Source organism: Pseudomonas sp. LBUM1644 (genome assembly GCF_059716195.1).
Window position 1 is genome coordinate 4,785,657 of sequence record NZ_CP166812.1, and the last position, 17,788, is coordinate 4,803,444.

The 17,788-nt window shown below is 58.8% G+C and carries 15 protein-coding genes; 6 read left to right on the plus strand and 9 right to left on the minus strand.

Annotated features, from left to right (window positions below):
* Window positions 1-11: 11 nt before the first annotated feature.
* On the plus strand, window positions 12-1,232 hold the full coding sequence (fabB, locus tag ACA052_RS21855; protein ID WP_123432803.1) for a beta-ketoacyl-ACP synthase I: 1,221 nt from the start codon (window positions 12-14) through the stop codon (window positions 1,230-1,232).
* Window positions 1,233-1,613: 381 nt separating this feature from the next.
* Window positions 1,614-1,802: a hypothetical protein gene (locus ACA052_RS21860; protein WP_090186910.1), complete on the plus strand. Its 189-nt coding sequence runs from the start codon at window positions 1,614-1,616 to the stop codon at window positions 1,800-1,802.
* Window positions 1,803-1,872: 70 nt separating this feature from the next.
* Here ACA052_RS21860 and ACA052_RS21865 read toward each other — a convergent pair whose 3' ends face one another.
* From ACA052_RS21865 to ACA052_RS21905, 9 genes are all read right to left on the minus strand, one after another.
* A complete protein-coding gene (locus tag ACA052_RS21865; RefSeq protein WP_497646750.1) occupies window positions 1,873-2,415 on the minus strand; it encodes a DUF2058 domain-containing protein in 543 nt (180 codons plus the stop codon).
* A gap of 28 nt (window positions 2,416-2,443) precedes the next feature.
* The gene (gene mazG / locus ACA052_RS21870) at window positions 2,444-3,277 is read right to left on the minus strand and encodes a nucleoside triphosphate pyrophosphohydrolase (protein WP_497646751.1); all 834 of its coding nucleotides are present in this window, start codon (window positions 3,275-3,277) and stop codon (window positions 2,444-2,446) included.
* A 118-nt stretch (window positions 3,278-3,395) separates the two neighbouring features.
* A complete protein-coding gene (relA, locus tag ACA052_RS21875) occupies window positions 3,396-5,639 on the minus strand; it encodes a GTP diphosphokinase (protein ID WP_497646752.1) in 2,244 nt (747 codons plus the stop codon).
* A gap of 123 nt (window positions 5,640-5,762) precedes the next feature.
* On the minus strand, window positions 5,763-7,115 hold the full coding sequence (gene rlmD, locus ACA052_RS21880) for a 23S rRNA (uracil(1939)-C(5))-methyltransferase RlmD (protein ID WP_497646753.1): 1,353 nt from the start codon (window positions 7,113-7,115) through the stop codon (window positions 5,763-5,765).
* Window positions 7,115-8,017 carry a cysteine synthase CysM gene (gene cysM / locus ACA052_RS21885; protein ID WP_497646754.1) on the minus strand — a complete coding sequence of 301 codons (903 nt, stop codon included), beginning with the start codon at window positions 8,015-8,017 and terminating at the stop codon, window positions 7,115-7,117. The genes rlmD and cysM overlap by 1 nt, the downstream gene beginning before the upstream one ends.
* A gap of 105 nt (window positions 8,018-8,122) precedes the next feature.
* Entirely contained in the window at window positions 8,123-9,145 is a 1,023-nt protein-coding gene (locus ACA052_RS21890; RefSeq protein ID WP_497646755.1) for a PDDEXK nuclease domain-containing protein, read from the minus strand.
* 788 nt (window positions 9,146-9,933) lie between these two features.
* Window positions 9,934-10,455: a hypothetical protein gene (locus ACA052_RS21895; protein ID WP_497646756.1), complete on the minus strand. Its 522-nt coding sequence runs from the start codon at window positions 10,453-10,455 to the stop codon at window positions 9,934-9,936.
* A gap of 166 nt (window positions 10,456-10,621) precedes the next feature.
* Window positions 10,622-11,980 (minus strand): sensor histidine kinase, encoded by a 1,359-nt coding sequence (locus tag ACA052_RS21900; protein WP_497646757.1) that lies wholly within the window; start codon window positions 11,978-11,980, stop codon window positions 10,622-10,624.
* The gene (locus ACA052_RS21905; protein ID WP_497646758.1) at window positions 11,967-12,689 is read right to left on the minus strand and encodes a response regulator transcription factor; all 723 of its coding nucleotides are present in this window, start codon (window positions 12,687-12,689) and stop codon (window positions 11,967-11,969) included. Before ACA052_RS21905 ends, ACA052_RS21900 begins: the two co-directional genes overlap by 14 nt.
* A gap of 213 nt (window positions 12,690-12,902) precedes the next feature.
* On the opposite strand from ACA052_RS21905, the gene ACA052_RS21910 reads away from it, so the two are divergent.
* The 4 genes from ACA052_RS21910 to ACA052_RS21925 all read left to right on the plus strand — a co-directional run bounded on the left by ACA052_RS21910 (window position 12,903) and on the right by ACA052_RS21925 (window position 17,721).
* Window positions 12,903-15,656 (plus strand): response regulator, encoded by a 2,754-nt coding sequence (locus ACA052_RS21910; protein ID WP_497646759.1) that lies wholly within the window; start codon window positions 12,903-12,905, stop codon window positions 15,654-15,656.
* A gap of 156 nt (window positions 15,657-15,812) precedes the next feature.
* Window positions 15,813-16,805, plus strand: a complete 993-nt coding sequence (locus ACA052_RS21915; RefSeq protein WP_497646760.1) for a 2-hydroxyacid dehydrogenase — start codon at window positions 15,813-15,815, stop codon at window positions 16,803-16,805.
* Between the two features lie 77 nt (window positions 16,806-16,882).
* Window positions 16,883-17,317: a hypothetical protein gene (locus ACA052_RS21920; protein ID WP_497646761.1), complete on the plus strand. Its 435-nt coding sequence runs from the start codon at window positions 16,883-16,885 to the stop codon at window positions 17,315-17,317.
* Window positions 17,317-17,721, plus strand: a complete 405-nt coding sequence (locus tag ACA052_RS21925; protein ID WP_497646762.1) for an META domain-containing protein — start codon at window positions 17,317-17,319, stop codon at window positions 17,719-17,721. Before ACA052_RS21920 ends, ACA052_RS21925 begins: the two co-directional genes overlap by 1 nt.
* The last annotated feature ends 67 nt before the right edge of the window (window positions 17,722-17,788 follow it).

Sequence of the window (17,788 nt, forward strand, 5' to 3'; positions counted from 1 at the left end):
GGGTTATCCGCATGCGCCGCGTCGTTATCACTGGTCTGGGCATCGTTTCGTGCCTGGGCAATGACAAAGAGACCGTCTCCGCTAACCTGCGTGCAAGTCGCCCTGGCATCCGGTTCAACCCGGAATATGCCGAAATGGGTCTGCGTAGCCAGGTTTCCGGCTCCATTGACCTTCCCCTCGAAGAGCTGATCGATCGCAAGATCTATCGCTTCGTCGGCCACGCGGCGGCTTACGCCTACCTGGCCATGAAAGACGCCATCACCGACTCCGGTCTGACCGATGAGCAAGTCTCCAACCCGCGTACCGGCCTGATCGCCGGTTCCGGTGGCGCCTCCACGCTGAACCAGATGGAAGCGCTGGACATCCTGCGCGAGAAAGGCGTGAAGCGCGTTGGCCCCTACCGCGTTACGCGGACCATGAGCAGCACCGTTTCCGCTTGCCTGGCCACCCCGTTCAAGATCAAGGGCCTGAACTACTCCATCGCTTCCGCCTGCGCCACCAGTGCTCACTGCATCGGTACCGCGATGGAACAGATCCAGATGGGCAAGCAGGACATCGTGTTCGCCGGCGGCGGTGAAGAAGAGCATTGGAGCCAATCGTTCCTGTTCGACGCCATGGGCGCGCTGTCCAGCCAGTACAACGAAACCCCGGAAAAAGCTTCTCGTGCCTACGACGCCAAGCGTGACGGTTTCGTCATCGCCGGCGGTGGCGGCATGGTCGTGGTCGAAGAGCTGGAACACGCTCTGGCTCGCGGCGCGAAGATCTACGCCGAAATCGTTGGTTACGGCGCAACGTCCGACGGCTACGACATGGTCGCGCCAAGCGGCGAAGGCGCCATCCGCTGCATGCAGATGGCCATGTCCACCGTTGACGCTCCGATCGACTACCTGAACACCCACGGCACTTCGACTCCGGTCGGCGACGTCGCGGAAATGAAAGGTGTGCGTGAAGTATTCGGCGATAAGGCTCCGGCCATCAGCTCCACCAAGAGCCTGTCGGGTCACTCCCTGGGCGCCGCCGGCGTTCACGAAGCGATCTACTGCATGCTGATGATGGAAGGCAACTTCATGGCGGGTTCCGCCAACATCGACGAACTGGACCCGGAAGTGGCAGACATGCCGATCCTGACCAAGACTCGCGAAAACGCCACCATCAACACCGTGATGAGCAACAGCTTCGGCTTCGGCGGCACCAACGCCACGCTGGTACTGAAGCGCTGGGCGGGTAAGTAATACACCCAGTTCTACGCCGCACATAAAAACGCCCCGACTGGTTCGGGGCGTTTTTTTGTGCCTGGGAAAATTTTCCCTGTAGGAGCTGCCGCAGGCTGCGATCTTTTGATCTTTTGATCTTTAGAAATCACAAATCAAGATCAAAAGATCGCAGCCTGCGGCAGCTCCTACAGGGTTTGTGTGGCGCCCGAACATGAAGCTTTTGTCATGAAACTCAGTGGCCTGCGACCGAATGTCGCGTATTTGGCGGGCTGCAGCACTGTTGCAAAATTCGCAATTGTTAGTTACCAAACTCAGTCATTTACTTAGCAAGCTAACCAAACATATAACAGAGACCTGCACACGCCTTGCTGCAGATATCAAAGAGATTGGAGCTAGCAGATGACTGTAAAAGTAACTGAACGCGACGATTCACATAAATCCCATGAAGGCGTAGCCGCCGGTATCCGGATCTGGGATGTACACCAACAGGACATGCTGGTGGGGATGTTTCATTCCGAAACCGACGCCCACAGCTACAAGGCCGAACTGGAAAAACTGGAGCAGCAACGAGAGCTCCGATCCGCATAAGCAATGACAGCATTGAAAACAACAAACCCCGCCATGAGCGGGGTTTGTCGTTGTTGCAGCCTCTAACGGCTTACCACATCAGATCGTCCGGGATCTGATAGGCCGCGTACGGATCATCTTCAGCAGCCGCTTCTTCCGTCTGCACGTTCAACTGCACGATGCGCTGTGGATCGCGTTCCTGGATCTTCAGGGCCGCTTCACGGGGGATCACTTCGTAGCCGCCGGCATGGTGCACGATCGCCAGCGAACCATTGCTGAGCTTATTGCGCATCAGTGTGTTGACGGAGAGGCGCTTGACCTTCTTGTCGTCGACAAAGTTGTAGTAGTCCTCGGTCGTCAGCTTCGGCAGGCGCGAGACTTCGATCAACTGCTTGACCTGCGCGGCGCGCGCCTTGGCTTCAACCTTCTCTTGCTGCTGACGGTTCAGTTCCTGGTCACGTTTGACCTTCTCGGCCAGTGCTTCCTGCGCCAGACGCTGTTGGGTGTCGTCCTGCTCGATCTGGCCTTTATGGACCAGACGCTGCTGCTTCTGCTTCTCTTTGCCGACCTGTTTGGCCTGCTTTTGGTTGACCAGCCCTGCTTTGAGCAACTGGTCGCGAAGGGAAATGCTCATGGTGCTTATTTCTCACTTAGGCCACTGCTCAACCGCAGCTGGGCAAATTCTTTTCCTGACGTTTGGCTTCGCCCCACAGGGCGTCCAACTCTTCGAGGGTGCAATCTTCCATGGGACGGTGGGTGTCGCGCAATGCCTGTTCGATAAAACGGAAGCGTCTTTCGAACTTGCTGTTGGCGCCACGCAATGCAGTTTCCGGGTCGACCTTGAGATGACGCGCCAGATTGACCACGGAAAACAGCAGATCCCCGATTTCATCGGCAATCGCAACCGAGTCGCTATCGGCCATGGCTTCAAGCACTTCATCGAGCTCTTCGCGGACCTTGTCCAGCACCGGCAAGGCATCCGGCCAGTCGAAACCGACCTGCCCTGCACGCTTCTGCAATTTTGCCGAGCGAGACAGCGCCGGCAATGCGGCGGGCACGTCATCAAGCAGCGACAATTGCTCGGGCGCGGATGACTTCTCGGCGCGTTCTTCGGCCTTGATCTCTTCCCAGCGTTGCTTGACTTGCTCTTCACTCAGGCGCGGAACATCCAGCGGTGCGTACAGGTCGCCAGTGGGGAACACGTGAGGATGACGGCGGATCAGCTTGCGAGTAATGCCGTCGATGACGCCTGCAAATTCGAAGCGCCCTTCTTCCCGAGCCAGTTGGCTGTAATAAACCACCTGGAACAGTAAATCGCCCAACTCACCCTGCAAGTGATCGAAGTCGCCACGCTCGATGGCGTCGGCCACTTCGTAGGCTTCCTCGAGCGTGTGCGGGACGATGGTGGCGTAGGTTTGCTTGATGTCCCACGGGCAACCAAACTGCGGGTCACGCAGGCGGTTCATCAGGTGCAATAAGTCTTCAAGGCTGTACATCAAATTCTCTCGTTAAAACCCGGTCCCTGTAGGAGCTGCCGCAGGCTGCGCTCTTTTGATTGTATAAAACAAGATCAAAAGATCGCAGCCTGCGGCAGCTCCTACACAGGGGCACCACTTACGGGGTGCGGTTACGCCGGGTTTCGATGATGTTCGGCAATTGGGAAATACGCCCCAGCAGCCGCCCCAGCGCATCCAGCCCCGGAATCTCGATGGTCAGGGACATCAACGCGGTGTTGTCCTCCTTATTCGAGCGGGTGTTGACCGCCAGCACGTTGATCCGCTCGTTGAGCAGCACCTGCGACACGTCACGCAGCAAACCGGACCGGTCGTAGGCGCGGATGATGATGTCCACCGGGTAGGTGAGCACCGGTACCGGGCCCCAGCTGACCTGGATAATCCGTTCCGGCTCGCGACCGCCCAGTTGCAGCACCGAGGCGCAGTCCTGACGGTGAATACTGACGCCACGGCCCTGGGTGATGTAACCGACGATCGCATCCCCCGGAAGCGGCTGGCAGCAGCCCGCCATCTGGGTCATGAGGTTGCCGACGCCCTGGATCTGAATGTCGCCGCGCTTGCCCGGCTTGTAGCCGGTGGCTTTGCGCGGGATCAGCTCCAGCTGTTCGCTGCCGCGTTCCGGTTCGACCAGTTGCTGGGCCAGGTTGACCAGTTGCGCCAGGCGCAAATCGCCGGCGCCCAACGCGGCGAACATGTCCTCGGCGGTCTTCATGTTGGCCTTTTCGGCCAGCTTGTCGAAATCTACCGCTGGCAGGCCGAGACGGGTGAGTTCGCGTTCGAGCAGGGTTTTACCGGCCGCGACGTTCTGGTCCCGAGCCTGCAGTTTGAACCAGTGAACGATCTTCGCCCGCGCTCGCGAGGTGGTGACGTAACCCAGGTTCGAGTTCAGCCAGTCGCGGCTCGGGGTGCCGTGCTTGCTGGTGATGATCTCGACCTGCTCACCGGTTTGCAGGCTATAGTTGAGCGGCACAATGCGCCCATTGATCTTCGCGCCACGGCAGTTGTGACCGATTTCGGTGTGCACGCGGTAGGCGAAATCCAGCGGCGTCGAGCCTTTCGGCAAGTCGATGGCGTGGCCATCCGGAGTGAAGATGTAGACCCGATCCGGCTCGATGTCGACCCGCAGCTGTTCCGCCAGGCCGCCGATGTCGCCCAACTCTTCGTGCCACTCGAGCACCTGACGCAGCCAGGAGATTTTCTCTTCGTAGTGGTTGGAGCCGGATTTAACGTCGGTGCCCTTGTACTTCCAGTGCGCGCACACGCCCAACTCGGCTTCTTCGTGCATGGCATGGGTGCGGATCTGCACTTCCAGCACCTTGCCCTCAGGCCCGATGACCGCCGTGTGCAACGAGCGGTAGCCGTTCTCTTTCGGGTTGGCGATGTAGTCGTCGAATTCTTTCGGAATGTGCCGCCACAAGGTGTGGACGATGCCGAGCGCGGTGTAGCAATCGCGCATTTCCGGCACCAGCACGCGAACGGCGCGCACGTCGTAGATCTGGCTGAATTCCAGACCCTTGCGCTGCATTTTGCGCCAGATTGAATAGATGTGTTTGGCCCGGCCGCTGATATCGGCATCGACGCCGGTGGCCTGCAATTCATTCTTGAGTTGGCTCATCACATCGGCGATGAAGCGCTCGCGATCCAGACGCCGCTCGTGCAGCAACTTGGCAATTTGCTTGTACTGATCGGGCTCGAGGTAACGGAAGGACAAGTCCTCCAGCTCCCACTTGATGTGGCCAATACCGAGGCGGTGGGCGAGCGGCGCGTAGATGTCGAAGACTTCACGGGCAACGCGGTTGCGCTTCTCGTCGTCGGCGGTTTTCACCGCACGGATCGCGCAGGTTCGCTCGGCCAGCTTGATCAGCGCGACGCGCACGTCGTCGACCATGGCCACCAACATCTTGCGCAGGTTTTCCACCTGGCCCTGCGTGCCTAGCACCAGCGATTGTCGTGGGCTCAGGCTGGCGCTAATCGCCGCCATGCGCAGCACGCCATCGATGAGTTTGGCGACCACCGGACCGAAGCGCTGGCTGACGGCCGGCAATTGGATCTGGCCTTCGCGCACGCCACGGTACAACACTGCCGCGACCAGCGAATCCTGATCGAGTTTGAGGTCGGCGAGAATCTCGGCGATCTCAAGGCCCGTGCGGAAACTCGAGGTCCCTTCAGACCATAGATTCTTCGCCGCATTGGCTTGTTGTTCGGACGTACGAGCGAACTCGCACGCGTCCTTCAAGGCTTCGCGATCCAGTGCCAGATCGACACTGACCGCGTGATCGAGCCAAGCCTCGAGATTGATACTGCCGTCGGTGTTGATCGGCTGGTGTGCTCTCACCTGTACCATCTTGCTTACCTTCCCTACGACGCAGATTCAATGCGTCAAAATCGCTGACCTTCGTTGCCCGTGAGCCCACGCTGGGCTGGTGCGCGGCTGCACGGGCGGGCCAGTCGGACCAGACGAGCCTTCCTAGCTCGCTTCAAATAACGCCATGGCTTCGACATGTGCCGTTTGAGGAAACATATCGAGAATCCCGGCACGTTTTAACCGGTAGCCCTGCTTGATCAATTCCACCGTATCGCGCGCCAGCGTTGCCGGGTTGCACGACACATACACCAACCGTTTGGCACCCAGGGACGCCAACTTGCGCACGGCCTCGAAAGCGCCATCGCGCGGTGGATCCAAGAGTACCGCAGAAAAGCCTTCGCGGGCCCATTCGGCATCGGTCAAAGGCTGGGATAAATCGGCCTGAAAAAACCGTGCGTTATGCAGATGGTTAGCAGCAGCGTTCGCTTCTGCCCGCTCGACCATTGCCTGCACACCTTCCACCGCCACCACTTCGCGAACAGCCTTGGCCAACGGCAAGGCAAAGTTGCCTAACCCACAGAATAGATCGAGAACGCGTTCATCGGCGTTCGGTTTCAGCCAGTCCAGCGCCTGGGCAACCATTGCCTCATTAACGCCAGCGTTGACCTGGATGAAATCTCCCGGCCGGTACGCCAGATCCAGATCCCACTGTTCAAGACGATAACCCAACGACTGACCGGCCTCGACGGGTTGCGGTTCACCGTCACCGTGCAGCCACAACTGGGCTTCATGGAAGGCGCAGAAATCCTTGAGAATCGTCATGTCGGCGTCGGATAACGGCGCCATGTGCCGCAGCAATACCGCCAGCGATGAACCGCTGAACAATTCCACATGGCCCAGCGCCTGAGGCTTGCTCAAGCGACGGAGCATTTCCGGCAGACGGGTCATGATCGGTTGCAACGGCTGTACCAGCACCGGGCATTCGTTGATCGCAACGATGTCCTGACTGCCTGCCGCGCGGAAACCGACCTCGAGTTTTTTCGCTTTCATGTCCCAGCGCACCGCGATACGGGCGCGACGGCGGTAACCGAATTCCGGACCGCTCAATGGCGCTGCCCACTCTTCGGGTTCGACACCGGCGACCTTCGACAGTTGCTCGGCAAGCATGCGTTGTTTCAGGGCGAGTTGTTCGTTGTGCGGCAGATGCTGCACGCTGCAACCGCCACAACGGCCGGCATGCGGGCAAGGCGCCGGGCGGCGCAGTGCGCTGGCCGTGAATACTCGCTCGGTGCGCGCCTCGACCACTTTGCCGTGGGCGCCGAGAACCCGCGCCTCGATTTCTTCACCGGCCAGGGCGCCGATGACAAACCAGGTGCGACCTTCGAAAAAAGCGATACCGCGACCGTCATTGGCCAGGCGCTCGATGCTCAGGCGCTGCTTTTTGCCGGTCGGAATTTGCGGGACCTTGCTGCCGCCGGTGGGCTGGAAGCGCAGGCCTCTCTCATGCTTGGCCATCAGTTGGGCGCGTCGAATATGCCGGTCGACAAGTAACGGTCGCCACGGTCGCAAATGATCGCGACGATCACCGCGTTTTCAACTTCTTGGGACAAGCGCAGCATCGCTGCTACCGCACCGCCGGAGGACACGCCGCAGAATATCCCTTCTTCGCGAGCCAGGCGACGGGTCACGTCCTCGGCTTCGCTTTGCGCCATGTCGACGATCCGGTCCACGCGTTCGGCTTGATAAATCTTCGGCAGGTATTCCTGCGGCCAGCGACGGATGCCCGGAATCGCCGAGCCTTCCATCGGTTGCAGGCCGATGATCTGCACGTTGTCACTCTGCTCTTTCAAGTAGCGCGAGACGCCCATGATGGTGCCGGTAGTGCCCATCGAACTGACGAAATGGGTGATGGTGCCCTCGGTCTGATGCCAGATTTCCGGGCCGGTGGTGGTGTAGTGCGCCTCCGGGTTGTCGCCGTTGGCGAACTGATCCAGCACCTTGCCACGGCCTTCGGCTTCCATTCGCTGAGCGAGGTCGCGCGCACCTTCCATGCCCTCTTCCTGGGTCACCAGAATCAGCTCGGCGCCATAGGCCGTCATCGCGGCTTTGCGCTCGGCGCTGGAGTTGTCCGGCATGATCAGGATCATCTTGTAACCCTTGATTGCGGCGGCCATGGCCAGCGCAATCCCGGTGTTACCCGAGGTCGCTTCGATCAGCGTATCGCCGGCGTGAATCTGCCCGCGCAATTCGGCACGGGTGATCATCGACAGCGCCGGCCGGTCCTTGACCGAACCCGCCGGGTTGTTCCCTTCGAGCTTGAGCAAAAGGGTATTGCTGGTGGCGCCCGGCAGGCGCTGCAAACGGACCAGCGGAGTGTTGCCGACGCAATCGGCGATGGTTGGGTACTGCAAGGTCATGGCGTATTCGCAATCCAGACTGCGGGGGCGCCTATCATACCGGCAAACGTTCGCAGGCCATATCACGCAAAGTGCGGTGCTTATGGCTTATGGGAATAAGCCAACTCAGCAGTCTTCTGTTTGCACGACATTCATTGCATAAAACTCATGCAGCTTGGCCTGAAGCAACTGTTTGTCCGGAAGCTGGACCTGATATTCAGCAACCAACGCTGGCGAAAGGCTGCGGTTAAGGGCGTACTCGACCACCTCATCGTCTTTGTTGGCACAGAGCAATACACCAATTGCAGGGTTTTCGTGGGGCTTGCACTCATCGCGATCCAGCGCCTCCAGATAGAAGTCCAGCTTGCCCAAATACTCCGGCTCGAATCGACCGACCTTGAGTTCAATGGCCACGAGGCAGTTGAGCCCACGGTGAAAGAACAACAGATCCAGCGCAAAATCCCGCCCGCCCACCTGCAGGGGGTATTCGGAACCGACAAAGCAGAAGTCGCGGCCAAGCTCGATCAGGAACTCCTTGAGGCGTGCCAGCAAACCCTTATGCAGATCAGTTTCCGCGTGGGCACCGGGCAGGTCTAGAAACTCGACCATGTAGGCATCGCGGAATATCTCAAGCGCCGAAGGGTGAGTTTGTTTCAGCGCTGCGGAGGCTTTTGCCGGTTCGGTCATGCTGCGTTCGAACAGTGATGTCTTGAACTGGCGCTCCAATTCGCGCTTCGACCACTTTTCCTGAACGGCCATACGCACATAGAACTCCCTCTCTTCCGGGCGTTTGCTCTGGCTGAAAATGATCAGGTTGTGCGACCAGGATAATTGTCGCACCAGTGGCGCGACTTTCTCGTCAGCGTGGTAAGTCTCATAGAACTGGCGCATGCGGAACAAATTAGATCGGGTAAAACCACGTAACCCCGGCTGACTCAGAGCCAGATGTTCGGCCAGTTGACTGACCACGGAATCGCCCCATTCAGCCCGTTCAAGCTTGCAACTGATGTAGGCACCGACCTGCCAATACAATTCGATCAGTTGAGTATTTACCGTCTGAATCGCCTGTTGCCTGGCACCGTGAATCAGCGCAAGCATTTCATTGAAGCGGTCGTCGGTGGCGTTGCCGGTAAAGTTCGATGCATTCATGCCCAATTCCTTGATACGAGTAAAAGCCAGAGCTTAAACGGTCAACGAGGCTTCAAATTGCCACTGATACCATTTGGCAAATGTCATACAGAAAGCAGCGAACGCTCCGGCAAAATCTGAAAAAGGTTATTGATGAGGGAGAGCAACTACGGAATGCACCCGCCGATCTGTAGGAACGAGGCGTGCCCGCGAAAAGATTGCAGGCATGCTATGCACGACCATCGGATTTTTCTCGCGAGTCGTAGCGCAGGCATGAACTAGTGCGTAACGGGTTCCATGGATAGTCTTTTGTGATGCGCTCAGCGTTCAACAAGGGGACGCCCCTGCTATCCAATCGGTTGTTACTTACGGAAAACATAAACATGAAGACATTTCTTGCGCTTTCTTTCGCAAGCCTGATGCTCGCAGCAGGCCAGGCTTCTGCGGCGTGTACAAGCATTCTCAATACCTATAGTGGCAACACAGCGCCCACCTCCGAAGTTATTGCACAGGGGCCTTTTACAATCACGGGAGCAAACGGGTGTCGCCAAGCCAATATTTCGGCCACTATCGCTGCCATAGGCGCGGGCGCTCCACCAGACCTATACATTGACAGGCTAATAGGTTCAATCTGGACGAAAGTCGCCGGTGGCAACGGCAATACAGCTTCAACACTTGGGCCTCTTGGAACTTACCGAATCCGTCACAAAAATACGCTTTCCGTCAATAGGCAATATTCCGGAACCGTGCGTTACGCTCGATAAAGAATAGGTCGCCGATGTCCGGGCATTTTTCGGACATCGGTTGATTTAAACTTTGAGATTGACTGACAAGTCATTTTCAGCTGAATTGGCAAAATAGGCCAGTGCGTTTACAACCTGATTCACGGCGAGCAACTCTCTCGTTACGAACTTGAATGACTCTTGCTGGGCATATATAGGCCATGCGCGGGCGTATACTTTGTTGTCATCCAGCATCTGATTAAACATGGCGATCGAATTGAATTTAACGTTTCTTTCAGTCTGATGACCAAATTTATCAAACGCCATATTTCCAGATATAAAGGCACCAAACACATGCTTATCTATTAGATCCAGTTCATAAAGTCTCAATCCGACCGTCACGAGTTCGTTGGTGCTTATCGATGTAAAATCGCACCCTCTTATCAAGCCCTTCAACTCATCAATCGAAGATTCGCCTGTCAAACTCAACACATCAGCAGCATCTTGAGCACTGGTTATTGTATGAGTGTTTGTTATCTCGTTAGGATTTTTAATAAAATAGGCATCAGCCTGCATTGATAAAACGGGCATTCTTATTAATACATTCATCGACATTCCTCCTTGGGTTGTAGCCGCAAGTTGAATATCGACCGCCACTTCAAAGGCTTGAGGGTGCAATGTTATTTTCAGAAACTTCCTACTTCAATACTTCTCACCTCGTAGGATATATCCGATGAAGATGTATGAATGTATTTACGCAGTGCTTCTTTTAGTACTAAACCGGCGATTCCGCCACCAAACGCATATTCAACCGCAGACCTTCCCCACCATTCTCCGCACTCAAACTGCCGCCCTGCCGCCGCACTGCATTCCTCGCGATACTCAAGCCCAATCCAAACCCGCCATCCCCCGGCCGCGAACCGTCAAGACGAGTAAATGGCAGGAAAATCCGCTCCAGATCCGCGTCATCCACCCCGCCACCCTGATCTTCCAGCCACAGATGCCAGTAATCCCCCTCCCGCCGACTGCCAAGATGCACGACACCACCCTCGGGAGAATGTCGAATCGCATTACGCAGGATGTTTTCCAGCGCCTGGGCCAGCGTATTGAGATGCCCGCGAACCCAGCAGGACGAATCCACCGAACACTGCAACTGCCCCTCCGGCCAACAGCTTTCATAACAGGCGTTTTCCGTGAGCATTTCCCACAGCGCCTGGACCTGGATCGCTTCATCCGGCAACCGGGTGCGTTCGGTGTCGAGCCAGGCCAGTTGCAGGGTGTCTTCCACCAGCCGTTGCATGCCATCGACCTCGCGGCCAATGCGCTCGCGCAATTGCTCCAGGCTTTGCTCACTTTCACTGGCTACCCGCAGGCGACTTAGTGGCGTGCGTAATTCGTGGGAAAGATCGCGCAACAATTGTTGTTGCAAGGCCACGGTGCTTTGCAGGCGCTCGGCCATGTGGTCGAACGCCCTGCCCAGTTCTCCCAATTCGTCCGAACGATTGGTGGTGCGGTGCGACAGCCGCACATTCAACTGATCTGCACGCCAGGCATTGGCCTGTTCGCGCAAGGTATTGAGCGGGACTACCAGCAATCGATACAGCCCGATGCAGAGCAATAAGGTGAAAAGTCCGGGAATCACGCCGTTGGTGATCACTCGCCAGAACACCCGGTATTGCCCGGGCGCGAAGCGCTTTGGCAGTTCAATGACCAGGCTGCCGGCGGACGGGTCGCCGGGAAACGGCACGCGCATCCACGGCAGGTTTCGCTTGTGGATCGGCCAATCGAGGCCACGCAGGAAAGTCAGGTGCTCGATGTCGTTGTTGGTGAGCGGCTGGCTGCTCAACGACTGCAAATTACCGCCAATGACGCCCACCCAACCTGTTTCACGCTGCTTCATACCTTGCAGCCACGCATCGACGCCCGTGCTCTGTCGCTGACGCCACGCCTGCTCAGCCTCGGCGGCATACCCCGTCAGCGTGCCTCGAGCCTGATCCGACAGGAACTGGTTGCGCTCTTCCATATAGCGACCCCAGGACCAACTCAACCAGATCATCAGCAGACAGAACGCCACCAGCAAACAGGCAAGCTTCCAGAACAGCGAGTGCCGGCCTGGCAGGTCAGACCATTTCATCGGCAGCACTCAATACGTAACCCTTGCCCCACACCGTGCGCACTTCCCGCTCGGTGTAGCCGATGGCCTTGAGTTTGCGGCGGATCTGGCTGATGTGCATATCCAGGCTGCGGTCATGCGCCGCGTACCCGCGTTGCAGAACGTGCTGATAAAGGAAGGCTTTGCTCAGCACTTCATCAGCGTTGCGGTTCAGCGTTTCCAGCAATCGGTACTCGCTGCGGGTCAGGCTGGCAGCCTGCTCGCCAAAAAATACGTCGCAGAGTTCATCATCAAAACGCAGGTTGTCCGTCAAAGGCTCGATCAGCACCGGCGCTGGCCGACGATCAAGCGCCACCCGTCGCAGGATCGCTTCGATGCGCACCCGCAGCTCAACCATGCTGAAGGGTTTGGGCAGGTAATCATCTGCGCCCAGTCGAAAGCCGCTGATGCGGTCCGCCTCGGCGCCGAGGGCCGACATCAACACCACCGGCGTGGAATGGCTCTGACGCAATTGGGTCAGGATGTTCAACCCGTTTAGCCCCGGCAGCAGGATATCCATCAACACCACATCGAAGGCTTGCTCACGTGCGATGTCCAGCCCTTCCTGGCCGTTCTGGCACCAGGTCACCTGAAAACCGCAACGCCCCAGATGCTCATGGACATAAGCTCCCAGAACGAGGTCGTCTTCGATGGAAAGAATCCGGGGATGAGCAACAGAGATGGGAGTCATGACTATCTGCAAATAATTCTCAGTTGTTGATTATTCAAGATTGCTTCGCCATGGGCAACCCACGGATGGCCCGGCGGGTAAAAGTGCGGGGCCAAGCGACGAATGACGACATCAATTTTACGAAGATTGCCCGCATGCAAATCGCTACACTGCGGTGCTGGTGCGTGCCGGATGTACGTGCAGGTCATTAATCGCTGGATGCAGGAGAGATGCGTGCTCAAGAAACTGGGAATTAAAGGCCGCGTGCTGTTGCTGACCCTGTTGCCGACCACCCTGATGGCGTTGGTCCTGGGCGGCTATTTCACCTGGATGCAGCAATCCGACCTGCAATCCCAACTCATGCAGCGCGGCGAAATGATCGCCGAGCAACTGGCACCGCTGGTGGCCCCGGCCATGGGTCACAAGAACAACGAATTGCTGGAGCGCATCGCCACCCAATCGCTGGAACAATCGGACGTACGCGCCGTGTCGTTCCTCGCCCCCGACCGCACGTTGCTGGCCCATGCCGGCCCGACGATGCTCAACCAGGCACCGGTCGGCAACAGCTCGCAGATGTTGCGCCGCAGCGGCAATGACGCGACCCGTTACCTGCTGCCGGTGTTCGGCAAACATCGCAACCTGGCCGGTGACCTGATTCCCGATGAAGCCGACCGCCTGCTGGGCTGGGTCGAACTTGAACTGTCCCACAACGGCATGCTGCTGCGCGGTTACCGCAGCCTGTTCGCCAGCCTGTTGTTGATCGGCGCGGGTCTTGGCGGAGCGGCATTGCTGGCGTTGCGCATGGGCCGAACCATCAATCGACCGCTGAGCCAGATCAAGCAAGCGGTGGCGCAGCTTAAAGATGGTCACCTGGAAACCCGCCTGCCGCCCCTCGGCAGCCAGGAGCTGGATGAACTGGCGTCCGGCATCAACCGCATGGCCAGCACCCTGCAAAACGCGCAGGAAGAATTGCAACACAGTGTTGATCAGGCCACCGAGGATGTGCGCCAAAATCTGGAAACCATCGAAATCCAGAACATCGAGCTGGACCTCGCACGCAAGGAAGCGCTGGAGGCGAGCCGGATCAAATCCGAGTTCCTGGCCAACATGAGCCATGAAATCCGCACCCCGCTCAACGGCATTCTCGGCTTCACCCACCTGCTGCAAAAAAGCGAACTGACCCCGCGCCAACTCGACTATCTGGGTACCATCGAAAAATCCGCCGACAGCCTGCTGGGGATCATCAACGAGATTCTCGATTTCTCGAAAATCGAGGCTGGCAAACTGGTGCTCGACCATATTCCGTTCAACCTGCGCGACTTGCTCCAGGACACGCTGACCATTCTGGCCCCCGCCGCGCACGCCAAGCAGCTGGAACTGGTGAGCCTGGTGTATCGCGACACGCCGCTGTCGCTGGTCGGCGATCCGCTGCGCCTCAAGCAGATCCTCACCAACCTGGTGAGCAATGCAATCAAGTTCACCCGTGAAGGCACCATCGTCGCCCGGGCCATGCTCGAAGAAGAACATGAAGACAGCGTGCAACTGCGCATCAGCATTCAGGACACCGGCATCGGCCTGTCGAACCAGGACGTGCGCGCGCTGTTCCAGGCGTTCAGCCAGGCCGACAATTCGCTGTCCCGGCAACCCGGCGGCACCGGTCTGGGGTTGGTGATTTCCAAGCGGTTGATCGAACAGATGGGGGGCGAGATCGGCGTTGACAGCACGCCGGGGGAAGGCTCGGAATTCTGGATCAGCCTCAGCTTGCCCAAGACCCGCGACGACGCCGAAGACCTGCCCGGCCCGCCGCTGCTCGGGCGTCGGGTAGCGGTGGTCGAAAACCATGAACTGGCGCGTCAGGCATTGCAACATCAATTGGAAGACTGCGGCCTGGAAGTGACGCCGTTCAATACCCTGGAAAGCTTGGCCAATGGCGTGATGGGCGCGCATCAGACTGACCAGGCGATTAACCTGGCGGTGCTCGGCATTACCAGCAACGACATGCCGCCGGAACGCCTTAATCAGCACATCTGGGATCTCGAACACCTGGGCTGCAAAGTGCTGGTGTTGTGCCCGACCACCGAGCAGACCCTGTTTCATCTCTCGGTACCGAACCCACACAGCCAGCTCCAGGCCAAACCGGCCTGTACCCGCAAGCTGCGGCGCGCCTTGTCCGATCTGGTCAACCCGCGCCAGCAACGCAGCGACCCCGCCGAACCCGTGTCGAGCCGTGCGCCGAAAGTCCTTTGTGTCGACGACAACCCGGCCAACCTGCTGCTGGTGCAAACCCTTCTCGAAGATATGGGCGCCAAGGTACTCGCGGTGGAAAGCGGTTACGCCGCCGTCAAAGCGGTGCAGAACGAAACCTTCGACCTGGTGTTGATGGACGTGCAAATGCCTGGCATGGACGGCCGTCAGAGCACCGAAGCGATCCGCCAGTGGGAGAGTGAGCGGCATTGCACACCACTGCCGATCGTCGCCCTCACCGCTCACGCCATGGCCAACGAAAAACGCGCGCTGCTGCAGAGCGGCATGGACGACTACCTGACCAAGCCGATCAGCGAGCGGCAACTGGCGCAGGTGGTGCTGAAGTGGAGCGGCCTCGCGCTACGTAATCACGGGCCGGAGCGGTCCGGCGAGAGCCACATCGGCGCTCCGGAGTTGCAGGTACTGGATCACGAAGAAGGTTTGCGCCTGGCCGCCGGCAAAGCCGATCTGGCGGCGGACATGCTGGCGATGTTGCTTGCCTCGCTGGAAGCCGACCGTGAAGCGATTCGTTTTGCCCGCGATACGGACGATCACAATGCGCTGATCGAGCGCGTTCATCGCTTGCACGGCGCGACCCGATATTGTGGCGTGCCGCAACTGCGCGCCGCCTGCCAGCGCAGTGAAACCTTGCTCAAGCAACAGGACCCGCGAGCCTACAGTGCCCTCGAAGAGCTCGACCGGGCGATCAACCGACTGGCCGCCCAGGCTCGTATTAATGCGTGATGTAATTTTTGTAGCAGCTGCCGAGGCACGAGGCTGCGTTGGGCTGCGAAGCGGCCCCCGTCGGGCGGTCCTGCGGCCACGCAACGCAGCCTCGTGCCTCGGCAGCTGCTACAAAAGCATGAAAGCGTGAACGTTTGAAACTTCCAGGAGGACACCATGCGCACGATTCTTTTCAGCAGCCAGACCTACGACCGTGACAGTTTTCTGGCCGCCGACTTGCCGCCCGGCATCGAGTTGCACTTTCAATCGGCGCGACTGAGCCTCGATACGGTGGCGCTGGCGGAGTATCACGAAGTGGTGTGCGCCTTCATCAATGATGACCTCAGCGCTCCGGTGCTCGAACGCCTGGCCGCCGGCGGTACTCGCCTGATCGCCTTGCGCTCGGCCGGTTACAACCATGTTGACCTGGCGGTGGCGAAGCTTCTGGGACTGGCGATTGTGCGGGTCCCGGCCTATTCGCCGCACGCCGTGGCCGAACATGCGGTGGCGCTGATCCTGGCGCTTAACCGCCGCCTGCATCGCGCCTACAACCGTACCCGCGAAGGTGATTTCAGCCTCCACGGATTGACCGGCTTCGACCTGGTCGGTAAGACCGTAGGCGTGGTCGGCACCGGGCAGATCGGCGCGACCTTCGCGAAAATCATGAACGGCTTCGGCTGCCGGTTGCTGGCCTATGACCCCTGGCCCAACCCGCAAGTCGAGGCGCTCGGCGCCCGTTACCTGAGTTTGCCGGAGTTGCTGGCCGAGTCGCAGATCATCAGCCTGCACTGCCCGCTCAATGAGCACAGCAAGCATTTGATCAACCGCGAGTCACTGGCGCACATGCAGCCCGGCGCGATGTTGATCAACACTGGGCGTGGCGGTCTGGTGGACACCCCGGCGCTGATCGACGCGCTGAAGGACGGCCAACTCGGTTATTTGGGACTGGATGTGTATGAAGAAGAGGCGCAGCTGTTCTTCGAGGACCGTTCCGACTTGCCGCTACAGGACGATGTGCTGGCGCGCCTGCTGACCTTCCCGAACGTGATCGTGACGGCGCACCAGGCGTTCCTGACCCGGGAAGCGCTGGGCGCCATTGCCCAGACCACCCTGCACAACATCGCAGCCTGGGCGGCGGGCGCGCCGGAGAATCTGGTGAAGGACAACTGAACCAGATCGAAGGTCATCTGCCCGCGCCATGCTGCGTTGATGTCCGTGCTAGCATGCCGCGCATATTTGGAGGACCCATGGTCGAACACGATTTCCGCTACAGCCTGATGAACCCGCAACACACCCTCACCGAATGCCGCGCCCTGGTGCCGGGGCGTTATCAAGTCACCGGCAACGGCGGCTCGATTCGTAATAACGACGTGCTGGTAGTGACCCTCAAAGGCAGCAAGGACTTGTCCATGCGCCTGACCGTCGAAACGGTGCGCCACTTGATCAACCCGCCCGGTCAATGGGTCGCGGTGGCCAGTGGCCCGGTGTTCGGCGAATTGGCGATCCACACCTGGAAAGTCAACTGCGACAGCTGCGCCAAAGAGTTGAGCTTCGAGTTCGCGGTCGACGCCAAGCTCGGCAACAAGGCTGAAAAGCCTGCCGCCACCGCGCGGATCGCTGAGTTGGGCTGGACCACCGTCGGCGAGAAGCACCTGTGCCCGAAATGCCAGGAGCCTGCGTGATGAAACGCCTCGCTCTGACCGCCTTGGTCGGCGCCAGCCTGCTGGGCTGCGCCGCCGAGCCGGTGCAATTGCAACAGAACCGCAGCTACATTCTTGAGTGGATCGGCGAACGTCCGTTGATGGACTACAGCCACCTGACCGTCACCCTCGGCGAAGACGGTCGGGCCTACGGTAATGGCGGCTGCAACCATTGGTTCGCGCCGTACACGCTCGAAGGCGACAAGCTGAGCTTCGGTAAAATCGGCAGCACGCGCAAACTGTGTGCCCCGGCAGTGATGGAGCAGGAAACACGCTTCCTGCAAGCGCTGGAAGCTGTACAGCGCTGGGATATTTCGCCGATCGACCAGATGCGCTTCTGGCCGGCGGAAGGCAAGCCGCTGCGTTGGTGGCTTGAAGAGGGTTGATTGTTCAGCCCTGAAAAAATCGCAGCCTGCGGCAGCTCCTACAGGTGTTCGGCAATCCATGTAGGAG

Coding starts and splice junctions, on each gene's coding strand:
- ACA052_RS21920 (WP_497646761.1), top strand. CDS start 16,883: ATGGTCGAACACGATTTCCGCTACAGCCTGATGAACCCGCAACACACC.
- relA (WP_497646752.1), bottom strand. CDS start 5,639: ATGGTACAGGTGAGAGCACACCAGCCGATCAACACCGACGGCAGTATC.
- ACA052_RS21895 (WP_497646756.1), bottom strand. CDS start 10,455: ATGAATGTATTAATAAGAATGCCCGTTTTATCAATGCAGGCTGATGCC.
- fabB (WP_123432803.1), top strand. CDS start 12: ATGCGCCGCGTCGTTATCACTGGTCTGGGCATCGTTTCGTGCCTGGGC.
- ACA052_RS21890 (WP_497646755.1), bottom strand. CDS start 9,145: ATGAATGCATCGAACTTTACCGGCAACGCCACCGACGACCGCTTCAAT.
- mazG (WP_497646751.1), bottom strand. CDS start 3,277: ATGTACAGCCTTGAAGACTTATTGCACCTGATGAACCGCCTGCGTGAC.
- ACA052_RS21905 (WP_497646758.1), bottom strand. CDS start 12,689: ATGACTCCCATCTCTGTTGCTCATCCCCGGATTCTTTCCATCGAAGAC.
- cysM (WP_497646754.1), bottom strand. CDS start 8,017: ATGACCTTGCAGTACCCAACCATCGCCGATTGCGTCGGCAACACTCCG.
- rlmD (WP_497646753.1), bottom strand. CDS start 7,115: ATGGCCAAGCATGAGAGAGGCCTGCGCTTCCAGCCCACCGGCGGCAGC.
- ACA052_RS21860 (WP_090186910.1), top strand. CDS start 1,614: ATGACTGTAAAAGTAACTGAACGCGACGATTCACATAAATCCCATGAA.
- ACA052_RS21865 (WP_497646750.1), bottom strand. CDS start 2,415: ATGAGCATTTCCCTTCGCGACCAGTTGCTCAAAGCAGGGCTGGTCAAC.
- ACA052_RS21900 (WP_497646757.1), bottom strand. CDS start 11,980: ATGAAATGGTCTGACCTGCCAGGCCGGCACTCGCTGTTCTGGAAGCTT.
- ACA052_RS21915 (WP_497646760.1), top strand. CDS start 15,813: ATGCGCACGATTCTTTTCAGCAGCCAGACCTACGACCGTGACAGTTTT.
- ACA052_RS21925 (WP_497646762.1), top strand. CDS start 17,317: ATGAAACGCCTCGCTCTGACCGCCTTGGTCGGCGCCAGCCTGCTGGGC.